The following is a 15,907-nucleotide window of genomic DNA, read 5'->3' on the forward strand; positions in this document are numbered from 1 at the left end:
GGGCGTATGCCACTAATGGTGAATTGTCTTTTATCCCTACATAAAGGGACAGAAAAGAGAATAAAATAATCATATTATTAAAGACTAAATAACAACTAAAGAAATGAATTTAGCACACCCCGAAAGTTTATTATTCTGGAATACTCTCATATTTCTGATATTGCTTTTCCTCTTAGCAAAATACGCTTGGAAGCCCATAATGAATGCGGTAAAACAACGCGAAGACTCTATCAATAAGGCTTTGGAAGCTGCTGAAGAAGCTCAAAAACAAATGGCAAATCTCAAAGCCGATAATGAACGTCTTTTAGCTGAAGCACGTGCCGAGAGAGATGTAATCTTGAAAGAGGCAAGAGATGTTAAGGATAAAATCGTAACAGAAGCCAAAGAAGAAGCACAACGCGAAGGCGAAAAGCTTATCAAACAAGCGCAACAAGCGATTGACAGTGAGAAGAAAGTAGCCTTGGCTCAGCTGAAAGACCAAGTGGCAGCTCTTTCTGTTGAAATGGCTCAGAAAGTGATGATGAGCGAACTCTCAGACGAGAAGAAACAAACTGCCCTCATCAACGATTATCTAAAAGGTGTTACGTTAAACTAAAATAGGTTATGTACGGATTGAGAGTAGCAAATAGATATGCCAAGGCACTCTTGGAATACGCTCTTCTACAAAATGCATTAGAAGGGGTTTTCGCTGATATGACCTTGATAGATAAAACAATAAAAATGAATAAGGACTTGGAGCGTATGCTCATTTCGCCTATTGTGAAAACAACGGTAAAGAAGAATGTCCTTACTGAAATATTTACAATGGTTACTCCTGAAACGCAACGTTTGTTCGATTTGCTTATTCAGAACCGACGCTTGCCAATACTCGGAGCAGTAGCCGAGAAGTTTGTTGTATTGTACAACGATTATAAGCATAACAAAACAGCAGTAGTAACTACGGCAACTCCGCTTAATGAAGCTACCCGCAAAGAGATACTCGAAAAGGTAATGATGCTTACTAAAAATAAAAATGTTACCCTTGAGAACAAGATAGATAAAAATATTATTGGGGGCTTTATTCTTCGTGTAGATGATGTGCAATACAACGCCAGTGTAGCGCATAAACTTAGCAGATTACAACAAGAGTTTCAAGAGAAACTGTTTCTGTAAGTAAGAGACGAATGGTAAGGAGAAAGAATTGTTTAAAGATTGATATAAATAAGACTGACAACTAAAAACTAACAACTAAGAAATAAAAACTGAAAAAATGGCAGAAATAAAAGCCGCTGAAATTTCAGCAATTTTAAAAGAACAATTAGCTCACTTCGACGCCAATGCTTCTTTGGAAGAAGTAGGAACGGTATTACAAGTGGGAGACGGTATTGCGCGTATCTTCGGACTATCGAATGCACAATACGGTGAATTAGTAAAATTTGACAATGGACTACAAGGGATTGTCCTCAACCTCGAAGAAGACAACGTGGGGATTACTCTCTTAGGTCCCTCTACCGATATTAAAGAAGGGGATACCATAAAACGTACAGGGCTTATTGCTTCTATCAATGTAGGTGAAGGCATTGTAGGGCGTGTGGTAAATACCTTAGGACAACCTATTGATGGAAAAGGACCTATTAGCGGCAAACTATACGAAATGCCGTTGGAACGCAAAGCTCCTGGGGTAATCTTCCGTCAGCCTGTAAACGAACCTCTACAAACAGGTATCAAGGCTATCGATGCAATGATTCCTATCGGTCGCGGACAACGTGAGTTAGTGATTGGTGACCGCCAAACGGGTAAAACTACCGTGTGTATCGACACTATCCTCAACCAAAAAGAATTCTACGATGCGGGCAAACCAGTATATTGTATCTATGTGGCTATTGGTCAGAAAGCTTCTACCGTAGCAGGTATCACTAAAACCTTAGAAGATGCAGGTGCTTTGGCTTATACTACCATTGTAGCGGCTAATGCTTCCGATCCTGCTCCTATGCAGGTATATGCACCTTTCGCAGGAGCTGCCATTGGGGAATACTTCCGTGATACAGGTCGCCCAGCTCTTATTATCTACGACGACCTTTCTAAACAAGCGGTAGCTTACCGTGAGGTATCACTTCTATTACGCCGTCCACCTGGACGTGAGGCTTACCCTGGTGATGTGTTCTACTTGCACTCTCGCTTATTAGAGCGCGCTGCCAAAGTAATTAATGATGATACTATCGCACGCCAGATGAACGACCTACCCGAAAGCATTGCACCACTCGTAAAAGGGGGAGGTTCTCTCACTGCCTTGCCAATCATCGAAACTCAAGCGGGTGACGTATCAGCCTATATCCCTACTAACGTGATTTCTATTACTGACGGACAGATATTCTTGGAGTCTGATTTGTTCAACTCGGGGGTACGTCCAGCTATCAACGTGGGTATTTCGGTATCGCGTGTGGGAGGGTCAGCACAGATTAAATCGATGAAGAAAGTAGCAGGAACTCTCAAATTAGACCAAGCACAATACCGCGAACTCGAAGCTTTTGCCAAATTCGGCTCTGACCTCGATGCAGCTACTATGGGGGTTATCGAAAAAGGAAAACGCAATGTGGAAATCTTAAAACAACCACAAAACGACCCTTACCCCGTAGAAAACCAAATTGCGATTACCTATGCAGGTTCTAAAAACTTATTGAGACAAGTGCCTGTGGACAAGATAAAAGAGTTTGAGAGAGAATATTTAGAGTTCCTCAATGTATCGCACCGTGATATTTTAGACGAGCTAAAAGCTGGCAAACTCACCGATGAGATTACAGCTACTCTCGAAAAAGTAGCGAAAGATTTGAGTGAAAAATACGCAAAATAGTAAATACATCTTTTTAAACATTTATTCTTATGAGTGTTATTATATGGGTAATTATTGGAGCCGTCTTTTTATTTGCGCTAAAGATTTATGTAAACAAAGTTTATACAAAAAAACATTTGCAAAAACAAATAGGGCACATCAATCAAAACCCTTTAACAGAGGAACAGATACGATTGCTTACTTTTGGAGCAATACTAACGTATTACCGTGGTGAAAATCTACTAAACCTGATACCTACTGAAATATTAGAAACATATCAGAAAGGATTACGTCGACAATGGGAAATAACAGATACAGCATCTGCTAAAGAAACTATAAGTGACTTATTAGCAGAGAAACGTTCGTTACAGTTCCGACATCTGCTAACGCAAACCTCACCTGAGCTCAGCAAAATACAAAAACAAATAGCCAAAGGTTTGGAGATAGAATTAGCACAAGTAGAAGCAGTAAAATCGGCTTATGCGTGGGATTTGTGTAGAGCAGCTTCTTTGGCTAAATGGTGTTATTGGTGCCAATATATCACAGAAACTGAAATGTGGGATATATTGCAAAAAGTATCAGAAATAGCGAAAGAACAAGGTAAGAATTGGCAAGAATATACCATATCTTTCCTTTTAGGACGTACTATTCAGGGTTTTGATTTAGAAAACCTTATTATTCTAACCTCTCAGCTATTCCATAGCAAATCACCTTCATTAAGGAAGATAGAAGGAATAGATGTTTATCAAAGGTATTCTTTTTAACAGCAATGATAAAATTGCTAACTGTTAATTGATAAAATGGCGAATTTAAAAGAAATACGAAGCAGAATTTCATCGGTAAGTTCAACGATGCAAATTACAGCAGCGATGAAAATGGTATCGGCAGCCAAACTGAAAAAGGCTCAAGATGCTATTGTAGCGATGAAGCCTTATGCTTATAAACTCAAGCAGTTATTAGAACATCTTAGTGCTGCCTTGGGTGATGAGAATGTTTATAATCCGCGCAAAGGAGAAGTAAGAAAAGTACTTTTGGTACCTATCACCTCCAATAGAGGACTCTGCGGGGCATTCAATGCCAGCGTGATTAAAAAAGCGTTAGAGTTAGAACAAACTACCTATAAAGACAAGCAGGTACAACTCTACACCATAGGTAAAAAAGGCAATGATGTGTTGAAAAAATACGACAATATTGTAGCTCATAACAGCGAGATTTTCGATAAGCTCACCTTTGCTACAGCTGCTGCTTTGGCTGAAGAACTAATGGAATTGTACACTTCGGGTAAATATGACCAGATAGTATTGGTGTACAACAGCTTTAAGAATGCAGCTACACAAATTCTTACCGAAGAAACATTTTTGCCTATTCAGCCTATAGCGACTAAAGCAAAAGGCAAAGAACTAAACACAAATTATATTTATGAGCCTTCTAAGCAAGAGATCGTAGAAGAACTCATTCCGCGTTCGTTAAAAACAGAGATTTTCAAAGCCTTACGCGACTCAGTAGCTGCTGAGCACGGTGCTCGTATGACAGCTATGCACAAAGCTACCGACAATGCTCAAGACCTTAAGAACGAACTCATACTCACCTACAACAAAGCCCGTCAGGCTACTATTACCGGTGAGATTATAGAAATCGTAGGAGGTTCAGAAGCCTTAGCATAATGTAATGCGTCGGCATACATAATAGAGAGATTTAATTTATATGGAAAACAAAAAATTTAATAATTACAAGAAGAATAGCTATTCCTCTAATGGGAATTCAGAGAAAAAGCCTTACAATTCTTCTTATAACAGCGGTAACAATCGCAACAACAACGGCAATAGTTCATTCAAAAAGAAAACTTACGGACAGAACGAAGGACGCAATTACAGCAATAACAGCAACCGTTATGAAAATAATAGCGATAATCGTTATGAAAATAACGGAGGCAATCGTTACAACAATAGTAACAACGGTTATAATTCCGAAAACAGAAAATCTTACAATCCTAACTTCAAAAAGAATGAGGGATATAACAAGCCTAACAACTACAACCGTAATGAAGGTTATAACCGAAACGATAATTATAAAAAACCTTTCAACAAAAAACCTTATAACAACATCTACAAGCCTCAGAACAACGCTCCTATAGACTACCTTACTACCACTCCAGCTGAAGTGCGTTTGAACAAATATATTGCCGATGCTGGTATCTGCTCACGCCGTAATGCCGATATGTATATTTCGGCAGGTAATGTAACGGTGAATGGTGAAGTAATGACCACACTCGGCTATCGCGTAAAGCCTACCGATGAAGTTCGTTTTGATGGAAAACTCCTTTCTTCTGAAAAGAAAGAATACATCTTGCTCAACAAACCCAAAGGTTTTATCACCACTACTAACGATGAGAAAGGACGCAAAACTGTAATGGATTTGGTCGCAAATGCTACCAATGTACGTATCTTGCCTGTAGGTCGTTTAGACAGAGCTACTACAGGTTTGTTATTGCTTACCAATGATGGAGAGCTTACCAAAAAACTCACTCACCCCACTCACGGTGTGCGCAAAATATACCACGTAATTCTCGACCGCAAACTCGACTACAAAGATTTTATGAAGGTACAAGACGGATTAGAGTTAGAAGATGGTCTTATTGAAGTAGATGAAATCAGCTATGTGAACGACAAACCTAAGAATGAAATAGGCATCAAAATTCACAGTGGTCGCAATCGTATTGTACGTCGTATTTTTGAACACTTGGGCTATCAAGTAGAAAAACTCGACCGTGTAGTATTTGCTGGGCTTACTAAAAAAGATTTACCTCGTGGTCATTGGCGTCGTCTCACTCAGCAAGAAGTAATCAACCTTCGCAATATGAAGTGATTCAATCTCCTAACTCATATTACCTAAATCCTAAAAGCTTGAATAAAAACTTAGACCCAAATAAAGAAAATTATTCGGCGCAAGAACTCGATATAGAAAGAGCCTTGCGCCCTTTGTCGTTTGATGATTTCGCAGGGCAAGAAGCAGTTTTAGAAAACCTAAAAGTATTCGTAAAAGCTGCTAATATGCGTCACGAAGCACTCGACCATACCCTTTTTCACGGACCTCCTGGACTTGGAAAGACTACCCTCGCTCATATTTTAGCTAACGAATTGGGCGTAGGCATCAAAATTACTTCAGGCCCTGTGCTTGATAAACCTGGTGATTTAGCTGGATTACTCACTAATTTGCAAGAGCGTGATGTGCTTTTTATCGACGAGATACACCGCTTGAGTCCAGTAGTAGAAGAGTATCTTTACTCAGCTATGGAAGACTACAAGATTGATATAATGATAGAATCAGGCCCTAACGCCCGCACCGTACAAATCAATCTCAATCCATTTACGCTTATAGGGGCGACCACCCGTTCAGGGCTACTTACAGCTCCTATGCGTGCACGTTTTGGTATTCAAAGTCGATTACAGTATTATTCTACCGAACTTTTGGCAGATATCGTTCAGCGCAGTGCTTCTATCCTTAAAGTACCAATTTCTATGGAAGCTGCTATAGAATTAGCGAGCAGAAGTAGAGGTACCCCGCGTATTGCGAATGCTCTTTTGCGCCGTATTCGTGACTTTGCTCAGATAAAAGGCAATGGTGAAATAAATATTGCTATTACCCGTTTCGGCCTCAAAGCCTTAAATGTAGATGCTCACGGATTAGACGAGATGGACAACAAAATTCTTTCAACTCTTATTGATAAGTTCAAAGGAGGGCCTGTGGGAATTACCACTTTGGCGACTGCCGTATCCGAAAGTGCCGAAACTATTGAAGAGGTGTATGAACCTTTTCTCATTCAAGAAGGATTTATCGTACGTACTCCTCGCGGACGCGAAGTAACCGATTTAGCTTATAAACATTTAGGTAGAGTAAATCCTACGAGGCAAGGCACTTTATTCAATTAAACAAATAACAATTAGATAGAAAAAATCCCTTAAAGTATGATGTTACTTTAAAGGATTTTTTATTGTTTATCTATTTTATACTTGTATCACACCCAAATTAAACGCTCTTTCAATAGGGGCATTATTAGCGGCTTCTATACCCATTGCTATCCATTGGCGAGTTTCTAATGGGTCGATAATGGCATCAGTCCAAAGGCGAGCAGCGGCGTAGTAGGGTGATATCTGCTCGTCGTATTGCTCTTTGATATGAGCAAAAAGCACGGCTTCTTTTTCAGGGGTAAGTTCCTCTCCTTTTTTCCTTAGGTTGGCAGTTTCTATCTGCAAGAGTACTTTAGCAGCTTGCGTGCCTCCCATTACCGAAATGTTTCCACTGTGCCACGATACGATAAGACGCGGGTCGTAAGCCTTACCGCACATTGCGTAGTTACCAGCCCCATACGAGTTGCCTATCACGACCGTAAATTTAGGCACTACCGAATTAGCAACTGCATTCACAAGTTTAGCCCCATCTTTGATAATCCCTCCGTGCTCTGATTTGGATCCTACCATAAAGCCCGTAACATCTTGCAAAAAGAGCAAGGGAATTTTCTTTTGGTTGCAATTGGCTATAAAGCGGGTCGCCTTGTCGGCACTATCCGAGTAGATTACTCCTCCAAACTGCATTTCCCCTTTCTTAGTTTTTACCACTTTGCGCTGGTTGGCAACAATGCCTACTGCCCAACCCTCAATACGCGCATAACCGGTGAGAATGGTTTGTCCGTACCCTTCTTTATATTCGTCAAATTCTGAATTGTCTACCAATCGAAGGATAATTTCCTTCATATCATAAGGCTCTGTACGCAATTTAGGCAAGATACCGTAAATTTCGTTAGGGTCTTTCAGCGGTTTATGAGCTTCAATGCGGTTAAAGCCTGCTTTTTCGGCATCGGCGAGTTTAGCCATTGTACGGCGTACACGGTCGAGGGCATCTTTATCATCGGTTGCCTTGTAGTCGGTTACCCCGCTAATTTCGCAATGGGTAGTTGCCCCACCTAAGGTTTCATTGTCGATGTTTTCGCCTATAGCTGCTTTTACTAAATAGCTGCCCGCCAAAAAGATACTACCCGTTTTATCTACTATCAATGCCTCATCGCTCATTATTGGTAGGTAAGCCCCACCCGCCACACAACTGCCCATTACTACGGCTATTTGGGTGATGCCCATACTGCTCATCAGAGCGTTGTTGCGAAAGATGCGACCAAAGTGTTCCTTATCGGGGAAAATCTCGTCCTGCAAAGGCAAGTACACCCCTGCACTATCCACCAAATAGATGATAGGCAATCGGTTCTCCATCGCAATTTCTTGAGCGCGTAAGTTCTTTTTGGCAGTAATAGGAAACCACGCCCCCGCCTTTACAGTAGCGTCGTTAGCTACTACTACGCATTGTCTACCAGCTACATAGCCTATCACCACCACTACACCAGCCGAGGGGCAACCGCCGTGTTCTTCGTACATTCCCTCACCGGCAAAAGCGCCTATTTCTATTTGGGGTTTATCGTTGTCTAACAGATACTCTATGCGTTCACGAGCCGAAAGTTTACCTTGGCTGTGAAGTTTTTCGAGGTTCTTTTTGCCCCCGCCTTCTTTTACTTTTTTCAAGCGTTTGCGCAGCTGACTAAGGGCTAATTTATTGTAATCTTCGTTTGTATTGAATTGAATGTCCATTGTAATGTTATGAGGGTGCAAAGGTAGGAAATAATTATGAATTACAAATGATGATTGATAAGTAAGAAAATAATACAGAAAATGAATCGTATAGACCTTTTGTATTTTTACATCAGTTCAATATAGCAAAGTAGTACTTTTCAATCACTTTTGCGTTGCTACAATCTCCCTCAGAAGGTAGGTTGCTTTCGTTTTTCATTACTTTTCTTTCGCCTAAACCTCTTTTTATTCATCACTCTTAACTATTTACTATCAACTACTTATATACCCTTTCTATACCAATCTTCCAAGATTCGTTCAAGCTTCCTATAAGCTCCCTATAAGCTAAGCATACCCATTTACCCTCTATTTTTCACTTTTTAGCCAATTTACCCCTTCCGAACCTCTCCGAAATCTTTCGATAATCCAACTCTCTCAGCTTGCTAACTTAATCATCTGCGTAGCTCGCACTGCTCATTATGCCACAACTGTCCGTACAGCTTACATCTAATTTGCTAATCGAAAAAATTGGCACTAATTTTGTAAAGGTAGAAATAAGGTATATGTTACCTAACTCTAACTAAGAGAGAAATTGTTAAAAATGTTAAATTAAAAAGGAAAACTGTACAACTTTTAAGAAGTTTTTGTACATTTGTGCCTTAATTTGAAATGAAAAATATGAAGATAAAAGTATTATTTGCGCTATTCTTAGGAGGTTGCTCCTTAGGTTTTTCACAAATAAAAGTATCTCCTGTCGAAATTTATAACACAGTAGTAGATAGAGGATATGAAATACAAGAAGTTGTAGAACGATTAGGCGATTATTACTATGCTAGTAAAGATTATCCTAAAGCGTTCCATTGGTATGAAAAACTAATGAAAGACGGCAACTACTCTCCTCAACCCATCAACCGTTACCGCTATGCGGTGGTATTGCAAGCCTTAGGTAAAAAAGACGAAGCTAAAAAACAATTTAACCTATTTGAGGTACTCACAAAAAAAGGTGACGCTCCTCAAACTAACCCTACACCAGATTGCTCTCGTGAAATTATAGGCACTGTAACCGATGCCGAAACAGGTGCCAAAATTTCTGGTGCTCAAGTTTATATATTCGATAGTGCTATGGGAGCTCTTTCCAGCAATACAACTGATAGTAAAGGCTCTTTTACTACCAAAAAACTGAACTGTAACTTCCAAAATGGCTTTGTGGAAATCGTAAAAAAAGATTATGATATTGCCGATACCCCTATCGTTTTTGAGAACAATAACACTCTCAAAAAAACAATATCATTAGCCCCTCACACAATAAGCCTTAACGAGGGCGATGATTTAGCCCCTGTTTTTGCCATTGATAATATTCATTTCAACTACGGAAGAACCAATATCCGATATGACGCCTCTGTGCAATTAGCTAAAATTGTGGCTTTTTTGGAAGCCAATCCTACTGTAAAGATAGCAATTAAAGTGCACACCGATAGCCGAGGAGAAGACGGTTACAATATGAACCTCACCGAAACTCAAGCGCAATCTATCTATCAATGGCTTGTAAGCAAAGGTATTTCTCCTAACCGATTAACTGCCAAAGGTTATGGCGAAACGCAATTAGTAAATGGTTGCGAAAACGGAGTGCCTTGTAGCGAAGAAGAACACCAAGCTAATAAACGCGTAGAATTTATTATTATCGAAAAATAAAATACTTTTTTCATTAATTTTCATAGCTTCTACACTTTGTTAAACAGCAAGTTTAGCAAAGTGTAGTTTCTTTGATTCTAAAATTAAAAAAACTTACACAATATGAAAGGAAAATATTTACTCCTATTTTTTGTTTTACTAATCGCTTGTAAAGACGAAAAATCAAATCCTGAAAACAAAGAACCAAAAGCAGGAGTAGGATTAAGAATTGCTACTGCTTATGGAGCTCCTAATGTCGATAAATGGATTGCTAATGCTAAAGCTATGGGTATTAATTGTATGCGATTGACTGATATGATACAAAAAGATAAAGGTCATTTGCAAGATTTAACCAGTGACCCTGAACATAAGTTTGACGAAATGGATAAAAAAGTAGCCAAAATAGTCGCCAGCGGTATGACTTATGTTTTAGATTTATCCTACATACGAAATCAACTCATAAAAGAAGGTATCAACCCTTATTCACCTTCTACCGATTGGACTCCGTATTTAGAAGTTGTTTTAAACAGAACCCCTATAAAAGGATATACTTATAAAAACGACCCTCACCTTGCTTTCATAGCCATAGCAGGCGAGCCTTTTAGTAAATACAGTGATAATCCAATAGAGAAAGCGGGTAATAAAGCTAATCTCATTGCCTTCTATAAACGGTTAGCTCTTCAGTTAAAGAGAATGGGAGTAACTCGCCCTATTTCAGCAGGTGCGTTCCTTCATCAAGGCAAAGACGGCTGGGGTACCGATGCCGATTTAGGTTTTAAAGAAATATGGTCGTTGCCCGAGATTGATATCCCCACCATACACGTATACGACGACGACGCTATTAATAGCATTCCCCAATTAGTTGCCTTTTGCCATAGCATTGGTAAACCTTTGGTCATTGAGGAAACAGGAAAAAAATACGAAGGAAATGATGCTGAGAGAGCTAAATGGTTTGAGAAGATTGCCTCCAAAATTAAAGACTCTAAAGCCTTCCCTGATGGTATAGGTTTGTGGAATATAGGCGAAATGAATGGTTTTGATGTTCGTGCCGATGAACACCCTATAACTACCAAAGCAGTACGAGAACTAATGCTATTAACTCAAAGCAAGCTACTAAATTAACAAACAGCTTATTATCGTCTGATTATGACTATTATTATCCCTAAAAACTACTCAACTCCCTACGGAATAATGGATACCGAGCGAGCTATAAAACTAATCAAAGACTCTTTTGAGCAGGCTTTGGCGCGTGCTTTAAACCTCACACGTATTTCGGCTCCTTTATTTGTGAAGCGTTCCACAGGTCTTAATGATAACCTCAACGGAATAGAACGCCCTGTTAGCTTCGAAATGAAAGATTACAAAGGTGAAGTGATAGAAATTATCCATTCGCTTGCTAAATGGAAACGTTTAGCCCTGAAACGTTATGGTATTACAGCAGGCGAAGGCATTTATACTGATATGAATGCTATCCGTAGAGATGAAGAATTAGATAATACCCATTCTATTTATGTAGACCAATGGGATTGGGAAAAAGTGATAACTCCCTCTCAGCGCACTTTATCTTATCTCAAACAAACCGTAAAACAGCTATATAATGCCTTTCTCGAAACAGAAGCGATATTAGTAAAAGAATATAACAAGTGTAAGGTTTTTCTACCTCGTGAAGTAACATTCATAAGTTCACAAGAATTAGAAGATATGTATCCTAACTTATCACCTTCTGAACGCGAACATAATTTCACCAAAGAAAAAGGAGCTATTTTTATTACTCAAATAGGCAAAACACTTCTTTCAGGAAAAAAACACGACAATAGAGCCCCCGATTATGACGATTGGGAACTCAATGGCGACCTTATTATTTGGAATCCTGTACTAAACAGCGCTTTAGAACTTTCTTCAATGGGTATTCGAGTAAACGAAGCCTCTCTACATTCTCAACTGAAAGCTTCAAAATCAGAAGAACGCGAGAAGTTAGAATATCATCAGATGCTATTACGTGGTGAATTACCCTTAACTATTGGGGGAGGTATCGGTCAATCTCGTATCTGTATGCTACTCTTGCAAAAAGCTCATATCGGTGAAGTACAAGCATCAATATGGACAAATGATATGGTTCAGTTATGCGATAAGAACGGAATTCATTTATTGTAAACGGATATTGTACATATTGAGAAAAGATGTATCTTTGCACCAAAATATAACAAGATAAACTATGAAATGGGAAGGAAGAAGACAAAGTAGCAATGTAGACGATCGTCGCGGAATAAGTGCTAAAGGTGGTCTTATAGCAGGCGGTGGTATCGTAGGTATCATTGTAGTATTGTTACAACTTTTTGGAGGCGAAACAGGACAACAAGTAGCCTCTGTAGTAAATCAAGTAGCAGGTGGTAACCAAACTCAACAAGCGGTAGAACGTGTAGAACTTACTGCCGAACAAAAGAAAATAGGTGAATTTACCGCTACAGTACTCGCCGATACCGAAGATGTATGGGATAAAGTATTTGCTCAAAATGGCTTAGGAACCTATAAGAAACCTACCTTGGTACTCTTTACCGCTAATGTAAATACAGGCTGTGGAACTGCCTCTTCTGCAGTAGGTCCATTCTATTGTCCTGCTGACCAAAAGCTCTATATGGATATGGATTTCTTTGAAGAACTCAAAACGCGCTTCGGAGCTAAAGGTGGCGATTTTGCTATTGCCTACGTAATGGCACACGAGGTAGGGCATCATATCCAAACGCTTTTAGGCACTTCTCAACAAGTACGCCAAAAACAACAAGGGCTCTCCAAAGCAGCTGCCAATAAATGGTCGGTAGCACAAGAATTACAAGCCGATTTCTATGCGGGAGTATGGGCTCATCACAACCAAAAATATTTAGATGCCGATGATATTGACGAAGCTCTTAGTGCGGCTAACGCTGTAGGCGATGATGCTATACAAAAACGTATGCAAGGACACGTAGTACCTGATTCTTTCACTCACGGTACTTCTGAACAACGTAAATATTGGTTTACCAAAGGGTACAATACTGGAGATATCCGTCAGGGTAATATTCAAACTATTTATGAACAAACAAGTAATCGTTAAGGATTTAGGTAATAAAGACTACAAAGAAACGTGGGACTACCAAGAGTCGCTGTTTGAAGAAATAGTCGCACAAAAAACAAATAACAAAGCTAATGGCACAACCTTGCCTACTACTAATTATTTCCTTTTTGTAGAACACCCTCACGTATATACACTTGGCAAAAGCGGTCATATAGAGAATCTGCTCATCGATGAAGAAGGACTAAAAAATAAAGGGGCTACTTTTTACAAAATCAATCGTGGAGGAGATATCACCTATCACGGACCTGGACAGATTGTGGGGTATCCTATCTTAGATTTAGAAAACTTTTTTACCGATATCCACAAATATTTGCGTTCTTTAGAAGAAGTGATTATCCGTACTCTTTCCGATTATGGTCTCAAAGGCGAACGCAGTGAAGGTGAGACAGGGGTTTGGCTTGATGTAGGAACACCTTTTGCTCGTAAAATTTGCGCAATGGGAGTCCGTTGTTCTCGTTGGGTAACAATGCACGGCTTTGCCCTAAATGTAAATACTGATTTAGGCTATTTTGATAATATTATTCCTTGTGGTATTCGCGGTAAAGCAGTAACATCCCTAAATGTAGAATTAGCAAAAGATAAGGTGGATACTCAAGAAGTAAAACAACGTATCCTAACTCATTTTAAAGAAATCTTTGAAGCAACATTATAAAGAATAAAAAAGGGAGGTATCAAAATGATAACCTCCCTCCTATTTTATAGAAATATTCTTTTCTTACATTGATATAATAATAAATTCACTACGACGGTTTGCTTGATGCTGTTCTTCAGTACAGGGTACTCCATTTGAGCAACCATTTACTAATTGCGTTTCTCCATATCCCTTACCCGTAATCCTATCTTTGTGAATACCGTGAGCTATAAGCCACTTAATAGTTGATTTTGCACGTCTTTGTGACAAAGCTAAGTTATAGCTATCAGAACCTCTACTATCAGTATGCAAGCGCACATCTATTTTCATAGTAGGGTACTCTTCCATTACTTTTACTATTTTAGCCAACTGTTCAGCTGCATCAGGACGAATATTAGCTTTATCATAGTCGAAGTATATATTATCTATTTTTAATTCCTTTGATAAATCATCTCCTATTTTTATAGGTTTCTTCTCAACAATAGGAGATAACAATACTTCAGCATATGCGTCTTTTAATCCTATTAAAGTAACATTTTGCTCATCAGAAGAAAAACCTTCCCTTATTGTTCTAATTATTAGCTGTTCTTCTTTGCAATTGGAAGTATAAAGAAAACTAAAAGTCCCCTCCTTATTCGAGATTTGTTCTTCTATTAACTTCAATGATTTATCTAATAAAGTAATTTTAGCATCTGCTATTACTTCTAAACTTTTTGCATTTTTAACGATCCCATTAATGGCTTGTTTACACGAGAACTGTACTGGGGCTTCCTCATAAAAACTATAAATATCATCACTTCCTTTACCTCCTGGTCTGTTTGAAGTAAGATATCCTATTTTAGTATGAGTGTTAATTACATAACAGAAATCATCTTCAGCACTATTGGCAGGGCGACCTACATTCACAGGTTTAGAAATAGGATTGCCTTCCTCATCTAATTTTACGGCATAAATATCTAATCCCCCTAAACCTGGAAAACCATCTGATGAATAATACAATATGTTATCATCTGAAACAAATGGGAAAGACTCTCTACCTTGAGTATTGACAAGTGCTCCTAAATTCTCTGGCTTCCCATAACCGTTTTTCAGTATTTTAGCACGATAAATATCCGATGCTCCAATAGTGCCTTTCATATCCGATGCAAAATAAATATATTTGCCATCAGGACTTAAAGCAGGGTGAGCTACATTATGAATATTACTATTAAAAGGCATTTCTTTTACATCTTCCCACTTACCGCTCTTATTTTTGGTAGCTTTAAATATCTTCAACAATACTGTTTCGTCCCCATTAGTCTTTACTTCATTGTGGATAAAGTTATTACGAGTAAAATAAACCGTGTTTCCATCTTTGCTAAACGCAGCTGTCGATTCATTAAACTTAGTATTGATACCATTGAGCCTTCCTTTCTTAGAAACTTGCAAGCTATCAGTAGTTGCCTCATACAAACTATAAAAATTATCGCCTGTCCAATCTGCACGCTTCTTTAAAATACCTCCTTTGCTGGTAGCATATACTATATTATTACCATAAAAAGCTGTCCCATACTCTGATTTATTAGTATTAATCTGTAAGGGGTGTAATACCATTCTATCAGAATTCCGCTTAATTTCTGCCTGATAATCTCTGTTCTTTTGAAAGAGTACTGCACGCGAATCAGTATTCCCTTTAAGAGCCACAAACTTATCCATCATTTTGTCAGAGGCTTCATAATCTTCCACTGATTTTAAAGTTTGCGAATAACGATAGTAATATTCAGGATTAATATTATAAGTTTTTCCTGTCTTAACATCAGTATTTGCAAAGAGTTTTGCATACCACTTATTCGCTTGTTTGTAATCGGCATTATAGTAGTAAGCATTAGCCAAATTTTCTAATAGCTCTTGGGGTTCCACTCCTTTACGAGCAATACTTTCATAGGCATTAATAGCCTGTACATAATCCAAGTTCCTGTAATAGTTAGCTGCTTTCTGTAAAGCTTCTTTTTCACTTTGTCCACAAATAGTTTGTGTAAAAGTACTTACAAGAATGACTAATAAATAGAAAGGTATTTGTTTCTTCATAAATC

The 15,907-nt window shown here is 38.7% G+C and carries 14 protein-coding genes; 12 read left to right on the forward strand and 2 right to left on the reverse strand.

All coding sequences use genetic code 11. The features are described from left to right. Positions 1 to 103: 103 nt before the first annotated feature. The 7 genes from HMPREF1528_RS04385 (at position 104) to ruvB (ending at position 6,738) form a co-directional block, all read left to right on the forward strand. Positions 104 to 595, forward strand: coding sequence for a F0F1 ATP synthase subunit B (locus tag HMPREF1528_RS04385; protein ID WP_002671464.1), 492 nt, complete (start codon positions 104 to 106; stop codon positions 593 to 595). An 8-nt stretch (positions 596 to 603) separates the two neighbouring features. After that, on the forward strand, positions 604 to 1,152 hold the full coding sequence (gene atpH / locus HMPREF1528_RS04390) for an ATP synthase F1 subunit delta (RefSeq protein WP_016478794.1): 549 nt from the start codon (positions 604 to 606) through the stop codon (positions 1,150 to 1,152). A 97-nt stretch (positions 1,153 to 1,249) separates the two neighbouring features. Beyond that, positions 1,250 to 2,830: a F0F1 ATP synthase subunit alpha gene (gene atpA / locus HMPREF1528_RS04395; RefSeq protein WP_016478795.1), complete on the forward strand. Its 1,581-nt coding sequence runs from the start codon at positions 1,250 to 1,252 to the stop codon at positions 2,828 to 2,830. A gap of 29 nt (positions 2,831 to 2,859) precedes the next feature. Next, positions 2,860 to 3,573 (forward strand): DUF1266 domain-containing protein, encoded by a 714-nt coding sequence (locus HMPREF1528_RS04400; RefSeq protein WP_002671458.1) that lies wholly within the window; start codon positions 2,860 to 2,862, stop codon positions 3,571 to 3,573. A 36-nt stretch (positions 3,574 to 3,609) separates the two neighbouring features. Continuing rightward, positions 3,610 to 4,473 (forward strand): ATP synthase F1 subunit gamma, encoded by an 864-nt coding sequence (gene atpG / locus HMPREF1528_RS04405; RefSeq protein WP_034567848.1) that lies wholly within the window; start codon positions 3,610 to 3,612, stop codon positions 4,471 to 4,473. Positions 4,474 to 4,513: 40 nt separating this feature from the next. After that, entirely contained in the window at positions 4,514 to 5,674 is a 1,161-nt protein-coding gene (locus HMPREF1528_RS12195) for a pseudouridine synthase (RefSeq protein WP_016478797.1), read from the forward strand. A gap of 38 nt (positions 5,675 to 5,712) precedes the next feature. Beyond that, entirely contained in the window at positions 5,713 to 6,738 is a 1,026-nt protein-coding gene (ruvB, locus tag HMPREF1528_RS04415) for a Holliday junction branch migration DNA helicase RuvB (RefSeq protein WP_034567883.1), read from the forward strand. 75 nt (positions 6,739 to 6,813) lie between these two features. Here the strand turns inward: ruvB and HMPREF1528_RS04420 are convergent, their stop codons facing one another. Then, positions 6,814 to 8,442 (reverse strand): acyl-CoA carboxylase subunit beta, encoded by a 1,629-nt coding sequence (locus HMPREF1528_RS04420; protein ID WP_016478799.1) that lies wholly within the window; start codon positions 8,440 to 8,442, stop codon positions 6,814 to 6,816. Between the two features lie 648 nt (positions 8,443 to 9,090). Between HMPREF1528_RS04420 and HMPREF1528_RS04425 the strand changes: the two genes are divergently transcribed. From HMPREF1528_RS04425 to lipB, 5 genes are all read left to right on the forward strand, one after another. Then, positions 9,091 to 10,113, forward strand: a complete 1,023-nt coding sequence (locus HMPREF1528_RS04425) for an OmpA family protein (protein ID WP_016478800.1) — start codon at positions 9,091 to 9,093, stop codon at positions 10,111 to 10,113. 102 nt (positions 10,114 to 10,215) lie between these two features. After that, on the forward strand, positions 10,216 to 11,214 hold the full coding sequence (locus HMPREF1528_RS04430) for a hypothetical protein (RefSeq protein ID WP_016478801.1): 999 nt from the start codon (positions 10,216 to 10,218) through the stop codon (positions 11,212 to 11,214). A 24-nt stretch (positions 11,215 to 11,238) separates the two neighbouring features. After that, positions 11,239 to 12,246 (forward strand): aspartate--ammonia ligase, encoded by a 1,008-nt coding sequence (asnA, locus tag HMPREF1528_RS04435; RefSeq protein WP_016478802.1) that lies wholly within the window; start codon positions 11,239 to 11,241, stop codon positions 12,244 to 12,246. 61 nt (positions 12,247 to 12,307) lie between these two features. Further along, on the forward strand, positions 12,308 to 13,183 hold the full coding sequence (locus HMPREF1528_RS04440; protein ID WP_016478803.1) for a neutral zinc metallopeptidase: 876 nt from the start codon (positions 12,308 to 12,310) through the stop codon (positions 13,181 to 13,183). Beyond that, a complete protein-coding gene (gene lipB / locus HMPREF1528_RS04445) occupies positions 13,161 to 13,856 on the forward strand; it encodes a lipoyl(octanoyl) transferase LipB (RefSeq protein WP_009422319.1) in 696 nt (231 codons plus the stop codon). Before HMPREF1528_RS04440 ends, lipB begins: the two co-directional genes overlap by 23 nt. A gap of 63 nt (positions 13,857 to 13,919) precedes the next feature. Here lipB and HMPREF1528_RS04450 read toward each other — a convergent pair whose 3' ends face one another. Then, positions 13,920 to 15,902 (reverse strand): OmpA family protein, encoded by a 1,983-nt coding sequence (locus HMPREF1528_RS04450; RefSeq protein WP_016478804.1) that lies wholly within the window; start codon positions 15,900 to 15,902, stop codon positions 13,920 to 13,922. Positions 15,903 to 15,907: the final 5 nt, after the last annotated feature.

Origin of the sequence: Capnocytophaga sp. oral taxon 336 str. F0502 (genome assembly GCF_000411575.1) — a bacterium.
Classification (GTDB): Bacteria; Bacteroidota; Bacteroidia; order Flavobacteriales; family Flavobacteriaceae; genus Capnocytophaga; species Capnocytophaga ochracea.